Origin of the sequence: Enterococcus sp. H57 (genome assembly GCF_003112495.1) — a bacterium.
In the GTDB taxonomy this organism is placed as follows: Bacteria; Bacillota; Bacilli; order Lactobacillales; family Enterococcaceae; genus Enterococcus_B; species Enterococcus_B faecium.
On the sequence record NZ_BEHC01000056.1, the window covers coordinates 97,966 to 114,775 of the forward strand.

17 protein-coding genes, 1 tRNA gene and 1 pseudogene are annotated in these 16,810 nt (G+C 37.2%); 8 read left to right on the forward strand and 11 right to left on the reverse strand.

Annotation, left to right across the window (positions count from 1 at the left end; genetic code table 11):
• Nucleotides 1–44 precede the first annotated feature (44 nt).
• The 3 genes from gap to rpoN form a co-directional block, all read right to left on the reverse strand.
• Nucleotides 45–1,046: a type I glyceraldehyde-3-phosphate dehydrogenase gene (gene gap, locus DIZ30_RS10820; RefSeq protein WP_002292818.1), complete on the reverse strand. Its 1,002-nt coding sequence runs from the start codon at nt 1,044–1,046 to the stop codon at nt 45–47.
• Nucleotides 1,047–1,086: 40 nt separating this feature from the next.
• On the reverse strand, nt 1,087–2,178 hold the full coding sequence (locus tag DIZ30_RS10825; protein ID WP_016628649.1) for a sugar-binding transcriptional regulator: 1,092 nt from the start codon (nt 2,176–2,178) through the stop codon (nt 1,087–1,089).
• Between the two features lie 148 nt (nt 2,179–2,326).
• Nucleotides 2,327–3,658, reverse strand: coding sequence for an RNA polymerase factor sigma-54 (gene rpoN / locus DIZ30_RS10830; RefSeq protein WP_002300457.1), 1,332 nt, complete (start codon nt 3,656–3,658; stop codon nt 2,327–2,329).
• A 59-nt stretch (nt 3,659–3,717) separates the two neighbouring features.
• Between rpoN and DIZ30_RS10835 the strand changes: the two genes are divergently transcribed.
• From DIZ30_RS10835 to DIZ30_RS10855, 4 genes and pseudogenes are all read left to right on the forward strand, one after another.
• A tRNA-Arg gene (locus DIZ30_RS10835) sits at nt 3,718–3,789 on the forward strand.
• A 708-nt stretch (nt 3,790–4,497) separates the two neighbouring features.
• Nucleotides 4,498–5,424: pseudogene (locus DIZ30_RS13935) on the forward strand (ABC transporter ATP-binding protein).
• On the forward strand, nt 5,414–6,187 hold the full coding sequence (locus DIZ30_RS10850) for an ABC transporter permease (RefSeq protein WP_010724346.1): 774 nt from the start codon (nt 5,414–5,416) through the stop codon (nt 6,185–6,187). The pseudogene DIZ30_RS13935 and the gene DIZ30_RS10850 overlap by 11 nt, the downstream one beginning before the upstream one ends.
• A gap of 5 nt (nt 6,188–6,192) precedes the next feature.
• Nucleotides 6,193–6,396, forward strand: a complete 204-nt coding sequence (locus DIZ30_RS10855) for a hypothetical protein (protein ID WP_010724347.1) — start codon at nt 6,193–6,195, stop codon at nt 6,394–6,396.
• Between the two features lie 49 nt (nt 6,397–6,445).
• On the opposite strand, the gene DIZ30_RS13745 is transcribed toward DIZ30_RS10855, so the two are convergent.
• The 7 genes from DIZ30_RS13745 to DIZ30_RS10890 all read right to left on the reverse strand — a co-directional run bounded on the left by DIZ30_RS13745 (nt 6,446) and on the right by DIZ30_RS10890 (nt 12,508).
• Nucleotides 6,446–7,144, reverse strand: a complete 699-nt coding sequence (locus DIZ30_RS13745) for a sensor histidine kinase (protein ID WP_234414805.1) — start codon at nt 7,142–7,144, stop codon at nt 6,446–6,448.
• A 587-nt stretch (nt 7,145–7,731) separates the two neighbouring features.
• The gene (locus DIZ30_RS10865) at nt 7,732–8,442 is read right to left on the reverse strand and encodes a LytTR family DNA-binding domain-containing protein (protein WP_010724349.1); all 711 of its coding nucleotides are present in this window, start codon (nt 8,440–8,442) and stop codon (nt 7,732–7,734) included.
• A 264-nt stretch (nt 8,443–8,706) separates the two neighbouring features.
• Nucleotides 8,707–9,597, reverse strand: a complete 891-nt coding sequence (locus tag DIZ30_RS10870; RefSeq protein ID WP_010724350.1) for a polysaccharide deacetylase family protein — start codon at nt 9,595–9,597, stop codon at nt 8,707–8,709.
• A gap of 89 nt (nt 9,598–9,686) precedes the next feature.
• Nucleotides 9,687–10,586 (reverse strand): RsiV family protein, encoded by a 900-nt coding sequence (locus tag DIZ30_RS10875; protein ID WP_016631346.1) that lies wholly within the window; start codon nt 10,584–10,586, stop codon nt 9,687–9,689.
• 16 nt (nt 10,587–10,602) lie between these two features.
• Nucleotides 10,603–11,109, reverse strand: coding sequence for an RNA polymerase sigma factor (locus DIZ30_RS10880; protein WP_002320270.1), 507 nt, complete (start codon nt 11,107–11,109; stop codon nt 10,603–10,605).
• Nucleotides 11,110–11,374: 265 nt separating this feature from the next.
• On the reverse strand, nt 11,375–11,995 hold the full coding sequence (rpoE, locus tag DIZ30_RS10885; RefSeq protein ID WP_002292825.1) for a DNA-directed RNA polymerase subunit delta: 621 nt from the start codon (nt 11,993–11,995) through the stop codon (nt 11,375–11,377).
• Between the two features lie 75 nt (nt 11,996–12,070).
• A complete protein-coding gene (locus DIZ30_RS10890; RefSeq protein WP_002292826.1) occupies nt 12,071–12,508 on the reverse strand; it encodes a DUF1934 domain-containing protein in 438 nt (145 codons plus the stop codon).
• A 162-nt stretch (nt 12,509–12,670) separates the two neighbouring features.
• On the opposite strand from DIZ30_RS10890, the gene DIZ30_RS10895 reads away from it, so the two are divergent.
• From DIZ30_RS10895 to yidA, 3 genes are read left to right on the forward strand one after another with little or no spacing between them, the layout of a single operon-like run.
• A complete protein-coding gene (locus tag DIZ30_RS10895; protein ID WP_010724354.1) occupies nt 12,671–13,501 on the forward strand; it encodes a lipoate--protein ligase family protein in 831 nt (276 codons plus the stop codon).
• Nucleotides 13,485–14,852 carry an HD domain-containing protein gene (locus DIZ30_RS10900; protein ID WP_104807492.1) on the forward strand — a complete coding sequence of 456 codons (1,368 nt, stop codon included), beginning with the start codon at nt 13,485–13,487 and terminating at the stop codon, nt 14,850–14,852. The genes DIZ30_RS10895 and DIZ30_RS10900 overlap by 17 nt, the downstream gene beginning before the upstream one ends.
• 18 nt (nt 14,853–14,870) lie before the next feature.
• Nucleotides 14,871–15,680: a sugar-phosphatase gene (yidA, locus tag DIZ30_RS10905; protein WP_109023216.1), complete on the forward strand. Its 810-nt coding sequence runs from the start codon at nt 14,871–14,873 to the stop codon at nt 15,678–15,680.
• A 48-nt stretch (nt 15,681–15,728) separates the two neighbouring features.
• Here yidA and DIZ30_RS10910 read toward each other — a convergent pair whose 3' ends face one another.
• Nucleotides 15,729–16,172 (reverse strand): NUDIX hydrolase, encoded by a 444-nt coding sequence (locus DIZ30_RS10910; RefSeq protein ID WP_061344061.1) that lies wholly within the window; start codon nt 16,170–16,172, stop codon nt 15,729–15,731.
• A 133-nt stretch (nt 16,173–16,305) separates the two neighbouring features.
• Here DIZ30_RS10910 and DIZ30_RS10915 point away from each other — a divergent pair, with 133 nt between their 5' ends.
• Nucleotides 16,306–16,677 (forward strand): VOC family protein, encoded by a 372-nt coding sequence (locus tag DIZ30_RS10915; RefSeq protein WP_002308538.1) that lies wholly within the window; start codon nt 16,306–16,308, stop codon nt 16,675–16,677.
• Nucleotides 16,678–16,810: the final 133 nt, after the last annotated feature.

The window sequence follows — 16,810 nt, forward strand, 5'->3', positions numbered from 1 at the left end:
TTAAATGTACATGTCTATCATTTACACTTGTACGTTTGTCTATCTTATAAGTTAGCGAAGTATTCTAAAGTACGTACTAATTGTGCAGTGTATGACATTTCGTTGTCGTACCAAGCAACAGTTTTAACTAATTGTTTGTCGCCAACTGTCATTACTTTAGTTTGTGTAGCATCAAATAATGAACCGTAAGTCATACCAACGATATCTGAAGAAACGATTTCGTCTGTGTTGTATCCGTAAGATTCGTTTGAAGCTTCTTTCATTGCTGCGTTGATTTCGTCAACAGTTACTTCTTTTTCAAGAACTGTTACTAATTCTGTTAATGAGCCTGTTGGTACAGGAACACGTTGAGCAGCTCCGTCTAATTTACCGTTCAATTCAGGGATTACTAAACCGATAGCTTTAGCAGCACCTGTTGAGTTAGGAACGATGTTTGCAGCAGCAGCGCGTGCACGGCGGAAGTCACCTTTAGGATGAGGTCCGTCTAGAGTCATTTGGTCACCTGTGTAAGCGTGGATAGTTGTCATTAATCCTTCAACAACACCAAATTTGTCGTTCAGTGTTTTAGCCATAGGAGCTAAACAGTTAGTTGTACATGAAGCACCTGAGATAACTGTTTCTTTACCAGTTAATGTTTCGTGGTTTGTGTTATAAACGATTGTTGGAACATCGTTTCCGCCAGGAGCAGAGATAACAACGCGTTTAGCACCAGCTGTTAAATGTTTTTCAGCTGCTGATTTAGAAGTGAAGAAACCAGTACATTCTAGAACGATATCTACGCCTAGTTCGCCCCATGGTAATTCTTCTGGGTTGCGGTTAGCTAATACTTTAACTTCTTTTCCGTTTACGTTGAATGAACCTTCATGAACTTCAACTGTTCCGTTGAAACGTCCTTGAGTTGTGTCGTATTTTAACAAGTGTGCCAACATTTTAGCATCTGTCAAGTCGTTGATTGCTACTACTTCGATTCCATCTACATCTTGGATACGACGGAATGCTAGACGTCCAATACGTCCAAAACCATTAATACCTACTTTAACTGTCATTTAAGATTTCCTCCTTATGAAAATCAAAAAAATATTTATTTTAAAGGGTTACCCCTTTTAAAATCTCGTTTGCAGCAGCTTCATCAGTGATGAGCCACGTTTGTTTTGGTGCATTTTTCATATAAGCTCGAATTGCTTTGGCTTTTGATTTTCCGCCCGCTATCGCCATGATGATCGGGACTTTCGCCAAATCTTGCAATTCTATGCCGATTCTAGGGACCTTATAAACAACTTCGCCTTTTTCATTGAAAAAGTAGCCAAAGGATTCCGCTACAGCATTTGCTTGTTTCAGCATGACTAATTCTTTTTCAGTCATCTTTCGACGTGCTGCCATGTGTAATGCACGCCCAATACTATGAATAACACAATTCGCCTCACTAATCAAGTTTAAGACTTCTTGGATAGATGGCTCATTGAGTAAAGAATTGTAAGTTGCCAGACTTAATTGTTCCGGAACATAAAGTGCACGGTGGTTTCCATTTGCTTTAGCAGCCATTCTTGCACTGACAGAATTTGCCTGTACAGTTATCGCTTCACCAATCCCGCCTCTTGCAGGGACAAACAAGTTATGCCGTTTTTTATTTTCCAGATTAGACAATTGTTCTGCTACAACTGCCATGGTGGTTCCTCCCATCACAGCGATGATATTCTCGCCTTCCGGAAGCAGTCGGTCTAAGGCTTCACTCAGCGCTTCGCCGAATGCATCAGCCACTTTGGTTTGCTCTTCGCTGTTTCCTGAAACAACGATACAGCGCTGATTACCAAAATATTCTGCCAACTGTTGTTCGGTTTGATGCGTACCTAAAAGCTGATCCATGAAGTTTTCAAGACTTTGATAAACTTCTTCGCCCTTAGTTGTCAGCGTCATACCGCTTTTTGAGGTATCGATCAAATTCAGATTTTTCAAAAGGTCTGTTTCTGTTCGCAATACTCGTTCTGTTATCCCCATACTTTCCGATAAACTTCGACGTCCAATCGGCTGCATCCAATAGATATTTCGTAAAATTTTATAGCGTTCTTGCAACACTTCGATAATATCTGGTGCAACAGATTCAATCATTTTTATTTCATCTAGCATAGCGATCTCCTTAGTTGGACACTTCACGTCCAATGTAGACTTAAAACGACCCATATACGATAAAAAAAGAAATTAACTTTTCAAATTTCACATCAATAAAGGGAAATCTCAACCTCACGACTGTTAGTCTAACAGTTTTTCTTTCGTTTTTCAACTAAAAAGATCAGAAAAAGCAAAATACTTTTTCTGATCTTTTGGATGATCAGTTATCATAACGTTTTCTTTTTGATGAACTTGGGATTCCTAATAAATCACGGTATTTTGCTACCGTTCGCCTTGAGATCGCTATCTCATCTTTTTTCAGCAATTCAACCAATTTCTGGTCCGACAACGGCTTGCTTTTGTCTTCTTGATCAACTAATTCCTGCAACTTTTTCTTCGCAGTATCTGCCGAAAGGTCTTCTGTCTGTTCTGCACCGTTAGTAGGGATTCTTGCAGTGAAAAATTTCTTTAACTCAAATACACCGAAATCTGTTTCCAAATATTTCCCGTTGACTGCTCGACTGACCGTAGATTCATGCACATCTATCTCAGCTGCAACTTCCTTTAACGTAAGAGGTTTGATTGGCCGCCCCTTGTCGATAAAGAAAGCTTTTTGTCGAGAAACAATGACTTGAGCAACCCGCAAAATTGTATCCCCGCGTTGGAGGATCGTTTTCTTCAACCATTCGAATTCCTGTTTCCGTTCTTTTAAATAATTTTCAGTTTCTTTATCTGCTTGTTGTGACATTTGCTTGAAGTAGGTCTCTTGGAATCGGATATTCGGCTGGTTTTTTCGGTTTGAGATGACTTGTACATTTTCATCGTCCACTAATACCCGGACATCAGGAATAATGTACAATTCGCTACTACGGTCGAAAATTCGTCCAGGACTTGGGCTCAATGTTTGCAAATAGTCGAATATTTGCTGAACAGCATGTAAATCAACAGAAAAACGCTGCGCAATCTCTTTCCATTTTCGCTCCACCAATTGCTCAAAACATTCTTCTAGCACGATATAAGCTAGTTCCGGCGCATAATCATCCCGTTCCGTTTGAAGCATGAGACATTCTTGCAAACTACGTGCACCTACTCCAGCTGGTTCTAATTGCTGGATCAGTGTCAACGCATCGAGCATTTGGATAGGCGTCGCTCCGATCTCTTTTCCAGCTTCCTCTAAACTAATCGTCAAAAATCCGTTCAAATCGATGTATTCTACAAGATAAAGAACGATTTTCCTTAAAAAAGTATCTCGATAATTCAAATGGACTTGTTCGATCAATGAATCAAATAAAGACCCTTTTGTATCAGGAATCTGATTTAGGTAATTTGTCTCTTCTCCTTCATAAGAAGATGAAGAAGCTTTTATGTAATCTGGCTGCCATTCCGGCTCAACAACTTCCACCAATGGATTTTCCATTGCTTGGTTCTCAACGAATGCCAACAGCTCTTCACTGTTATATTGTAAAACTTGGATGGACTGCTGCAACTGTTGCGTCATGGCTAGTTTCTGTGTCTGCTGCTGTTTTTGTGAAAAATTTTGCTCAAATTTCATTTTTTTGTCCAATCCCCTTGTAATTTTTTATCTGTTTAGTTACAATTATCCCAGTGCTTGCGTCCTTAGTGTAGTGGATATCACGTAAGATTCCGGTTCTTGAGACGGGGGTTCGATTCCCTCAGGACGCGTTCTATTTTTTTATAGCAGGATTCACGACACTTTCTACCAGAGACGGAAAGTGTCTTTTTTTTGCTTTTCCTAAAATTTGCCTACCCGTTAATTCCTATCCTCAACGCTGCGCAAGTCACTTTTATTTTTGAAATGCTGATGTTTGAATGTCTTCCATGACAACATGCTAAAGTAGATACGCACCTATTATACCTGTTCATCTAACCACTTATCAATCACATTTCGACTAAATCACCAGAATCTATTCACTCCAACATAAAATGTACATATAATTGATTTTTATCCCTTTTGTTTATGGACATATTCTAATACTTCTAATTTTTTGTTGATTCATCTCTTTTGTATGAATAACTTTATTTTCATGTCAAATCATCTTGTTTATACACTAAAATTTGAATAAGGTTAAATATTACAGCTACTTGGTTAATTGTATCATTTAGATTTTTGAACGTATTTTTGTTTTATTATTAATTTATCGAATTTGGTGATAAAACATTGATTCGACAATCTTAATGCTTGGCAATTTCGAGTCTACAGTATAACTGACATACGTTTAACTTTAAATATGGTTAGGGATGATCCTTTTTTGTTTGATAACAAGACTTGCCATTCGAAATTAATCCTTGCTCTAGGAATGGGTGCAGATATATTCATTCTTTTAGTGTGGTTAATACCAACAATCAACTACTTTAGGACGTGATTTTACTATGAACAATCATTTAAGTATCCATTCTCTTTCAAAAAAATATAAAAATAGTAGTAATTTTGCCAATAAAAATATAACTATCGTTTTTTCCCCTGGAGAAATTGTTGCTGTAACTGGACACAACGGTGCAGGAAAAACAACTTTCTTAAATCAAATCATAGGCGTAACAAAACCTACTTCCGGTAGTATTACTTTTCAAGGCCACTCTTTAGATAAAAACTGGAAAATGGCTAGGCAATTTGCAGCAATGATGCCCCAATTTCATGCACCATTAGATGGGGTTACCATGCAACAGTCTATTGAAGCTATTTTAAGGATACGAGGATTTAATAAATCTGATACCCAGACTCATGTTATAGAGATTATGCAAGAACTTAAAATTTCGAAATGGTCACATGTACAAGGGCAGAAACTATCAGGTGGATTGCAAAGGCTTACTTCATTTGCCATGTCTATTGTTGCCCCTCCACCAATCTTACTGCTTGATGAACCTACAAATGATGTTGATCCGATAAGAAGAAAAATCATTTGAAATTCGTTAAGAAAATTGGCTCAAAAAGGACACATTGTAATTGTGGTAACTCACAATTTACTCGAAGTAGATCAATATGCAGATAGATATCTACTCTTTGATAAGGGAACTTTAATTAAAGATGCGTATGTTCGCAAATCGTTAGAAAAAACGTTGATCCAAATGCACCTTGTACTATTCTCTGAGAAGGAATTTGAAATGCAAGAATTACCTAGAAATATCGGCTGTATCTTACAAAAGGGTGAGTTACGTTACGATATCACTTTGTCACAAGAACAAGTAGTTGATGCAATGATATGGATTAATGAAAAGATTTCATCAAGAGAAGTAACGAACTATAGCTTATCACCTCAAACATTAGAAAACACATACGGAGGATTAACGAATGAAAAATAAGCAAAGCTACGATTCCTATTCACGCCCTTCCGATAGTCGATTATTTCAATTATACGCTTTACTTAGATGGAGTCTAGTAAGATACAAGGTACTTTTGCCAGTCTTTACAGTGGCCCAACTGCTACTATCATTAGCAATTGTTTACGGACTTACTTTTTTAATTCCTACAATGGATGATACAACCGCTGTTTATTTATCCTCTGGTGCAATAGTACTTGGGATTATTGCTGTTGGGTGCGTCTTATCGGCACAGATAGTAAGCACTGCTAAGCAAAATGGGATCGTTTCTTATCAAAGAACACTGCCCATTTCCCGATTCAATCTCCTATTGGCTGATTTTATTATCTGGGGATTCGCTTCTTTACCAGGAATCCTGATGTCTTTTCTTGCTTCATCCCTAAAATTTGGTCTAGCGATTCATTTTTCTGTCTTGTCTGTCGCTTTATTGATTTTAACTCAAATGTCGATGATTTCTATCGGATTTTGTATTGCTTACTGGCTGCCCGCTAACGGAGTGTCTTTAATGACACAAATCATCATGATTGGCGGGTTACTATTTTCACCGATTACTTATCCGGCCGATAGACTGCCTGAATGGACAAAAATAATATATGATTTCTTACCTTTTGTCCCAACAGCCAATTTGATTCGTACTTCTTTTTTTGGCTCTGGATTTATTCAACTAAAAAATATCCTAACAGTTAGTATTTGGTTAATCATCACCGGCGCATTGTCATTAAGAGCACTATCACGGAGGAATTGAAGATTTTGAGAAGAATTGAAATAGCTGAATTATATAAAACCACCTCTATCACTGCTGTTATAAACATTATAGGTGTTTCAAATATTGTCGTTTTAGGTGCATTGAATTACACAATATTAACATTTATACTGTCAGTTTTTATCGCTCTGATTATTGGAATGACACTGATCACCTTTACACAACGCATAGAAAAAACAGAAATACTTTAAATTCCAATAATGGAAAACCAGACAGACTAACTTTTAAATTCTGTAGTCTCTATTCATAAACGTCAAACAATACGATGCTTGCAAAGTATCTATCAGCTTCAGTCCAAGAATGATAGATTCCACCATTTTTCTCGACTAAAGATCTTATACTTTTTATACCTATACCAGCACTCTGTCTTTCCTTTCTTGTATATCTCTCATTGACTAAATAAGCATTATTTATCTCTATGAAAAGATCACTTTTAAACTGCTTAATAATCACGGTGATATCTTTGCCTTTTCCGTTATTTCGAGTGCATGCTTCGATCGCATTATCCATTAGGTTTCCCACAATGATTGCTATAATATCATGATCAATTTTTACATTTTCTGATATAAAAATCGATGTATTGACCTGAATTTCCGATTGTTCTGCTATAGTCAGTTTCTCATTTAAAATATAATTCAAGATGGGATCTGAAGTATAAAAGTCAGTAATCGTTTCTTGTTGTTTCATCGTCTTCCTCAGATATTTCTTGGCTGAAGAAATATCTTCATTTTCTAACAGCCCAGATAGAACTAAAAAATGATTTCGCAAATCGTGTCTAATTTGTTTCAGATTATCTTGGCTCTTTTTAATTTCCTCCACATATTTTATTTCTGATTCAAGCGCCTTCTTCTCTAGAGAGATTTGATTGATATATGCTTGATGAAAAGAAATACTGTGGTAAAGGTATAAAACACAAATATTCATGATTACAATTCCCATCGTTATAAAAACATCTATTATCCTTCTATTGATGGCCATGTTTACTTCTGACATAAGAAACCCGAAAAGTATGATACTTGAAATAATCGGAATTGAATTCATTGTTAAGAGAGATATAGTATTAATTTGATTATGTAGCGTTTCTTTTCGTGAAAGGAATAGTCGCATGCCAAAGAAAAATAAAATTTCGATAAGCAACGTGAGACTAGTGCTAAATAGGATCGAATAATGAGTAATTGTATTTTCTAACTGATTCAAAATTACTAACTGAATCAATTTGACTGAAACCGATTCGCAGATAAAATTAACTGCTAGTAGAAACAACATCCAAAAGAAAATCTCACTATCTGATAAAAAATATTTCTTCGCAATACTCGCAATTATAAAAAGACTCAAGAAAATATTAATATAAGGTAAATATTCAAACTGTAAAAAAAGATTCGAAAGGAAATTGAATAAAATAATCGTACAAATAATTAAATTTATCAAGAAAGTCTTACTTTTTTTTACTGCCACTCCAGAGAAAAAATAATTGAGCAAAAAAACGTACATTATTAGACTAATATTTCGAAGTAAAGCATCTTCCATTAGAATGAATCTCTCTTTCGCATAAGTATCTTTGTTAGAGCGTCTGCTTTAAACTTTCTGCTTATAGGCAATTCAATGGTATTTTCGCAATTGCTTAATCGAACATAGTTTTTTCCTATTTCTCTTATATGCTCCATATTTATAATAAATGAAGTATGTGTTTGAACAAATGTTGATGGCAACTTAGCAATGATCTCCGAAGTTGACATATTTGCTACATATTTGTTTTGAGATGTCATATTGATGAATACTTGACGTCTATTTTTTTCAAAAAACAAAATGTCATTTAACGCGATTCGATAATCCGTTTTTCTATAGGAAAACTCAAATTTATTATTTAAAACTCCTAAATATTTGATAGCCCTTTCAATTACTTGGAAAAAGTAGTTCTGTTCCAACGGCTTCAAAATATAATCAAACGTATGTAATTTAAAGACTTTTTCCATATATTCTCGATAACTCGTTAAAAAAATAATCGGAACATTGAAATCATTTTGCCGAATAAAATCTGCTACCTCTATTCCATTCTTTCCTGGAAATTCAATATCTAAAATATACATATCAAAATTTAATTGATCCATTTGTTTGATCAACTTTGACGGATCATAATATACATAAGGTTCAAATAAATCTGGATCATAATTTTGCAACAAATTACCTACATAGTTAGCAATGCCAGGTTCATCATCGCAGATAGCAACCTTCAACATAATATCACTCCTATTGTATGCTGACATACCTTGAATGTGTACAAGTATTAGGGTTCGATTCCCTCAGGACGCGTTCTACTGCTATTTTAGCATAATTTACGAATAGTTGCTTCTTTATTTTTAAGTGAAAACTGTCCGCCAAAGAAAATTGGTGGACAGTTTTTTGTTGTATCTGTATAGATATTGTTAAGCCTTTGCAAGTAAGGTAGTTATGTGTTCAACTACTTATTCAAATGTGTTATTTATTAAAGATACTTGTCTCACTTACTGGACTGGCCGATGATCGTTTCTGCCATAATAGTTCTCGACAGTCGTTGGATGCCCTAATAAATCGCCCACTGTCGTGATGCGATACCCTTGCTCTTGCAGATAATCGATCACTTGAGGAACGGCACGAATCGTTTCAGGATAAATATCATGGAATAAAATAATTGCACCATCGTATACTGTTGCTTGGATCTTCTGCAAAATCAAATCAGGATTTCTTGTCTTCCAATCTTCTGAATCGACCGACCATTCGATGATTGGCCGCTGGATAACACTTGCTCCTACACTTGTGATCGAACCATAGGGCGGACGAACGAAAGTGGGGGTTTTACCAGTGGCTTTTTTGATCTCAGTGTCTGTTTTTGTCACTTCCTCCGTAATCGACTGGGCAGAAAGCGTCGCCAGATCCTGATGATCATACGTGTGATTGCCGATCTCGTGTCCTGCTTCAGCTGTCTGCTTCACAAATTCAGGATGTTGCGCCGTATTTTCTCCTAAAACGAAAAAAGTAGCATGCACGTTTTTTTCTTTAAGTATTTGCAAAAGCTGTGGTGTTGTCGCTGCTCCTGGTCCATCATCAAAACTGATGGCAATACTTTTGACAGTCGGATCTTGGACAGCTTCTGTACTTTCTTGTGTTGGTTCTGGTTCAGTTGATTGACTTTGTGTTGATTTCACTGATTCTTGAGTGGATTCGTTGACGCTAGCTGTTTCAGTCGACTTGTTTTTATTCGTTGATTGTTCTGATTGTTTGAAAGATTGTGATGAGCGTTCCGATGAAGTTACTTTTCCTTTCTCTTCGCTGATCAAGGAGGCGACCGAAGTGACTTCGAAAAATAAAAGCACGGATAAAGCAATGATACTGATAACTAAGTAATTTCTTTTCACTATATCTCTTCTTTCTCTTTTTCTCTTCTTAATTACTTACTTGAAAATAACTGTAAAAATTGAAACTGCTAGTCGCAACTACTTCTCGCCTAATAATCCAAATAATCTTCCGATGCCAAAATCGTTTTTGTCACGAACTTGGGAATGACGAATTCTGGTGTTCCCATGTAACCAGGAGCAATTTCATATTGAGAAAAAGTCAGAACTAATTGATGCTCCTTATTCAAATAAAAACTTCGTGTTGGTGTAACAAGTGTTGGTTTTTCTATCGTTCCTTCTTGAATATCTTGTTCAGTCCAATAGTACTTAGACGGATCTTCCTTGACTTGTTCGGCCATTTGCCGCTTGACTTCTTTTGTCAAAACAGATAGATAGGTGTCATCTTTGAATAACAGCGGAAGTGAGAGCTGGACACTGTTTTTCTTGTCGATCGTGTCGTATCTTTTTTCAACGTGGCTATCCGCTGCTGTTTGGGTAATCTGTCTTTCGATCACAAGAAACCGGTCATCGTCTACGATTTTCTGATAATCACCCAGAACTTGGTAATGATCCGTTTCAAGATTTCCATATTCTTTTTCAGCTTTTTTGAAATCTGCTTGTCCTTCGTGAAAGTATTTTTGGTTTAATCCATGAATCGTTTTGTTTTCTTTCTCATTTTGAGTATGGATCTTCGGTACTTGAATATCGATTTTTTCAGATTGATCAGTAAAACGTTCGCCTAAGATCAATTCAATGACTGATCCTAAAATGGGCAAGTCTTCTGCAAAGCTTCGAACTTGACTATTAAAAAGGAGACTACTTGTTGTAATCATCACGATAGCCAAAGATACTACGAACCCTTGGAGGCGTCTTTTTCTCCGTCTTGCTTTTATGAATGATTGCTCTTCGATAAGAAAACGGTGACGGATCTCCTCTTGAAGCCCTTTTGGAATTTCTTGTTCTTTATAAGTTTTCTTTAGTTTTTTTAACTTTTCTTTTTGGGAATACATAGCGGTCTTCTCTCCTTCATTCTAGGATTTGACGTAAAACATTCAGTGAACGATACATTTTTGTTTTAACTGTGTTTTCGTTCATATCTAAGATAGTCGCAATTTCTTTCAAACGAAATCCTTCAAAAAAGTAAAGGATCAGAATCTCTTTTTCCGGACTGTCTATTTTATCTAAAATCATATAGAGTTCTGCAACGGAAGTTTCTAAAGGTAATTGCTGCGGGATATCTTGAATTTCAAATAAGTCAACAGGTGTCCTTTTTTGTTTGCGCCAACTATCTAATGCCGTGCGGATCAATATCCGGTAAAACCATGCATTAAAATGCTCGATTTCTTTTTCTTTTTCAAAATACTTCAGTGCTTTATGGAAACTATCTTGCATCACATCCAAGGCCTCTTCTTTATCATGTACGTAATTCATCGTGATACGGAACATTTTTTGATAATCAGTTTCGATGAGTCCATTCAGCAGGTGACGGTATTTTTCAATCTGCCGTTTTTTCTTATATCCAGTAAAAATCATTCTCCACTCCTTTCCGCCTCACTTAATATGACGTACAAGGTACGCTAAAAGTTTCAATTATTTTATTTTTTATGTATTTACTTTGAATTTTTATATACAAAAAAGAAGGTGTGACAAAAATCATGTCACACCTTCTTATTCTGATAGCTTCAACGTCTCTGTTGTAACCTCTGATACACGGTGTTCTAGAAGTAGCTTCTTCGGAAATAAGTGGAAATTTCTTGAAGTTGACCACTTCCGTCACAGCCTCTACAGTAAATGATGTTTATTCTTTTTCAGAGTCAGAAAATTCTTCCTCTTCATAGTCTTCATCATCATCGTCTTCGTCTATGATACTTAAATCTTCTTCGATATTCCCAGGCAAGTCTTCTTCATCATCTGTTGGGTCATCTGCTCCAATTTCTTGCAAGTCAGAATTATAAGCAGCGATTTCTTCATCTTCATCATCATCGTCATCAAACAGATCATCGTCGTCTTCTTCTGTCAGATCTGTATCTTCTGGGTCATCGTCATTGTAATCGATCGCGTCTTCATCATCATTGATAAAGGCGTTGACTTTCTTGCGTTTACGGCGACGCGGAGTATCTTCATCCTCTTCGTCCATTCCATGGTTTACTTCTTCATCGATCGAATCGATAGCATACCATGAACGCAAACCCCAACGATTATCCCCTAATGAGATAAAGCTGCCGTCAATATTCAAGTCAGTATAAAATTGTGCGAGTGAATCACGAATTTCACTGTCTGATTTGCCAAGATAGTTTTGGATTTGGTTGGCTAAATCAGAAAAATCCATGACATCGCCACGTTGTTCTAAGATCGCGTGTGCTACTTCGATCATTGATAATTCGCTTTTGTTTGCACCTTCAAATACACTAATTTCCAATCAGGACACGTCCTTTCACAGTCTACTCCTTATCATACAAAATCAGACACAAAAAATCAAACTTTTCTTTTATATTTACGCTGTAAAATCCAATGTCAAATAATATTCGCCGATTTTTTCTAGTCCCATGAACAAATCATAATCGATCCGAACCTTTCCTGCTGTGGGACGGTCTTTCAAACTTACATGCAGTTCTTTCGTAAAGGTAGCAATCTGGATCATACCGTATGGTGTTCGGTAGGCTGTTTCTAACCGTTCTTTATAACCAAATTTCAAACGCATTCGCATTTCTCCTGCACGGATCAGCTGTACATGACCATCTGGAACTAATTTGATCGTTACAGGGATTTCATCGCCTGTTTCCTCCTGCATCTCTTTATACCGTATGTACAGCGTATCGCCAATCGTCACCATTTGCCCTTTCAAATCAAAATAAAAATCTTGCACTTCCCCTTGTTGTTTCACTTTTGTACGCAATTTGATCGAAATCGGTGTTCCTTGTGATAATTCCATTCTTCATTCTCCTTTACTTCTCATAGCTACATTGTTCCTAGTTTCTTTTGTTTTGTCAACCAACTTGTCCATTTTTACAGAAAACCTTTTTTCCAAAACAACTCCTTGAATTTAGAGTATAATATTGTAGAAAATATGAATTTATAAAAAGGAGCCGGTTGAATGAACCCTGCGATTCGACTAGATCAGCACATTTATCGAAAAAACGACTTTTCCCCTTTCGCATTAACAGATATATTAACGGAATATTCCAAAGAACACCAGCAGATCTTTTTGCATTTCTGGCAATATGACTGCACCGTCATCTTAGGTATGAAAGATGTTCGGACACCTTTTCTTAGAGACGGGATCCAAATACTGAAAGATGCAGGTTATGCTCCGGTAATCAGAAACTCAGGTGGATTAGGAATCGTATCAGACGAAGGGATTTTGAATATTTCTTTGATTTTCCCCCAGAATGACAAAAAAAAAATAACCATCGATGAAGCTTACGAGCAAATGCTTCGATTGACTAAATACGCCTTTCCGAAGGCACCGATTCAAGCATTCGAAATCACCCATTCTTATTGTCCTGGAACTTATGATTTAAGCATACATGGCAAAAAATTTGCCGGCATCGCTCAGCGTCGCATCAAAAATGGGATTTCTGTTATGATGTACTTAAGTGTCAACGGTAATCAGGAAAAGCGCGGGCAAGTCATGAAACGGTTTTATCAATCTGCTTTAAAAGAAGGCTTTGGTACAAATGGCTATCCTGCAGTTGATCCTGCCACAATGGCAACACTTGAAGAACTGCTTGACCATCCCCTTCTCGTAGAAGAAGTCAAAGAATCATTTGCAAAAGCTTTTGAAAAGCTGTATTCTGCAAGTGATTTACTGGATTCTACCGACTGGCTAAAAAAAGAAATCCAGTTGGAGCAATGGAACAACCAAATCCAGAGAATGGAACAACGCAATAACATAAAGGAGCTACAATATGACAACCCCTTATAAATATCAAATGCTGCCTATGGAGAAAGTTTTTCGTGACCCAGTCCATAACTATATCCATGTCCAGCATCAAGTAATCTTAGATTTGATCAATTCGAAAGAAGTCCAACGTCTGCGACGAATCAAACAATTAGGCACTGCTTCTTTCACTTTTCACGGAGCAGAACATAGCCGTTTTACCCATTCATTAGGTGTTTATGAGATTTCAAGACGAATTTGCGATATCTTTTCTCGAAATTTTCCAAAAGAAAAGATAGGCAACGAAGGCTGGGATGATCAGGAACGGCTAGTAACTTTATGTGCGGCACTATTGCATGATGTCGGTCACGGTCCTTACTCTCATACATTCGAGCATATCTTCCATACGAATCACGAGGCTATCACTGTAGAGATTATCACTTCTCCAGAAACAGAGGTGTATCAGATCCTTAACCGAGTAGAAGAAGGTTTTCCTGAAAAAGTAGCGAGCGTGATCCAAAAAACCTACCCTAATCCGCAAGTTGTCCAAATGATTTCCAGCCAGATCGATGCAGATCGAATGGACTATTTGCTTCGGGATGCTTATTTCACTGGAACGGAGTATGGAACATTTGACCTTACCCGAATATTACGTGTGATTCGTCCATATGAAGGCGGGATCGCCTTTTCCATGAGCGGCATGCATGCAGTGGAAGATTATATCGTTAGCCGATATCAAATGTATGTGCAAGTGTACTTCCATCCTGTTTCCCGTGGTATGGAAGTGATCTTGGAGCATCTGCTTCATCGCGCGCACGAGTTGTATCAAGAAGATGCCAGCAGTTTTGAACTACACTCTCAACTACTCTTGCCATTTCTTGACGGAAGCTTTACTTTAGAAGAATACCTCAAACTTGATGATGGGGTCTTGGGTACTTACTTTACTCAATGGTCTGAATCTGCTGATCCTATTTTAAATGATTTAGCTAAACGTTTTTTGAATCGTAAACCACTGAAATCCGCCACTTTTTCTGGCAACCGAGATTCAAATTTGATTCAAAAACTCACTTTGTTAGTAGAAAAGGTTGGCTATAACCCTGTTTATTACACTGCTGTCAACTCTAGCTACGATCTGCCTTATGATTTTTATCGCCCAGAACAAGGCAGACATCGTACGCAAATCGAGATTTTGCGAAATGACGGAACTTTGATAGAATTATCACAGGTTAGTCAGCTTGTTGCCGCTTTAGCGGGACAAGAACAAGGGGATGAGCGATTTTTCTTTCCAAAAGAAATGGTTGACCCATCCTTGCGTGATCATTATGATTTATTTGATGAAACTTATCAAGAATTTGCCAGCCATATCCGTAATGGCGCATTGATTGAAATAAACTGAAATATATTGGAGGAAATTATGGCTATCAAACTAGTCGCTATCGACATCGATGGTACTTTATTAAATGAGAAAAGAGAAGTAACAAAAGAAGTAAAAGAAGCGATTGCCGCTGCTGTTGCAAAAGGGGTCTCAATCGTTTTATGTACTGGTCGCCCCTTACCAGGTGTCCAAGAACAGTTAAATGAGCTGGACCTTTTTCAAGATAATGATTACGTTATTACTTATAATGGGGCACTCGTACAACAAACAAAAACAGGTAAAATCATTGCCCGTCACGGTCTGACTCATGAAGATTTTCTAGAGATCGAAGTGATGGCACGCCGTGTTGGCAGTCATCTCCATTCGATTGATGACAAAGCGATCTACACACCTAATCGAGATATCAGCGCTTATACGATCCACGAAGCAAGTTTAGTCAAGATGCCGCTAAAATATCGAACACCTGAAGAAATGACACCAGACATGAACATCGTCAAAATGATGATGATCGACGAACCAGAAATTTTAGACGCAGCAATTGCACGTTTACCGCAAACTTTTCGTGATAAATACACAACGGTCAAAAGTGCACCCTATTACTTTGAAGTACTAAATAAAGAGGCAAGTAAAGGTGCGGCAGTTGCGAATCTCGGACAACATCTTGGTATTGATAAAGATGAAATCATGGCTATCGGGGATAACGAGAACGACTTATCCATGATTGAATATGCTGGTCTAGGAGTAGCTATGGGAAATGCCGTTTCTCTTGTCAAAGAAGCAGCAAATGTCATCACTTCATCGAACGACGAACACGGCGTAGCTGAAGCAATCAAAAAATACGTTCTGTAATAAATAAAAAACTGAGAGAAAGCTGGTCTACTCGCTTTCTTTCAGTTTTTATTTTTTATTTTTTTCGACCCATCTCTCGACTGCCCATCGATGGCTGCCACGTTTCAATTTTTCAAGTGCTTCTCGAGGACTGACCCACCAGATTTTATTGGTCTTTTCTGTGGGTTCTCCTATACGCTTCCAAGAATCAGCAGCAAAGAAATATCCTGGATTATAGTAATAAGTTGCACGATAATTCGAGTAAAAGTACTCATCTGCTTCTCCCAGATAGAAAGCGATTTCTGCCGCAATCCCCATTTCTTCTACTAGCTCACGAACGATTGCTTCTTCTTTCGTCTCATCTCCTTCAATTTCCCCGCCAGGAAGAAAAAAAGCACCATTTGGAGCCTCGATTACTGCAATCTGCTGATCTCTTTCTATGACGATATACGCTGCATAACGGGTTTGATAATCAGCAAATTGCTTTTTTTCACCAAAAACTGGTTTATCCATGAATAGTTTCCACCTTAACAGTTTTATTTTCTATCCATTTTACATGAGAAATTTCTCATGAACAAGCACAAATCAACTATTTCCTTACTTCTTTTTGTTATGATTAAATAAAAGGAAAGGGAGAGATGAATCTATGAAAATGGCTCACACATGTGTTCGAGTGAAAGATCTTGAAGCATCAATCGAATTTTATCAAAAGGCATTTGGTTTTGAAGAAAGCCGCCGCCGTGATTTTCCAGAAAACAAATTTACACTTGTTTATTTGACACTTCCTGGGGATGACTATGAATTAGAGTTGACTTATAACTACGATCATGGTGCCTATGATTTAGGAAATGGTTATGGTCATATCGCTATTGCAGCTGATGATTTAGAAAAATTACATGAACAGCATAAAGCTGCAGGTCTTGAAATTACTGACTTAAAAGGATTACCTGGCACTGCGCCTTCTTACTACTTTGTCATTGACCCTGATGGTTATAAAATCGAAGTCATCCGAGGATAGTTAGTAGGGGGCATTTTGCTCTTGATTGAACAAAAAACAAACGCCAATAATTAAAATGAGACGCAAACTTTCTTTAAATTGAAAAAGTTTGCGTCTTTTTTTAACAACTATTGTAGCTATAAGGCTGCCACTC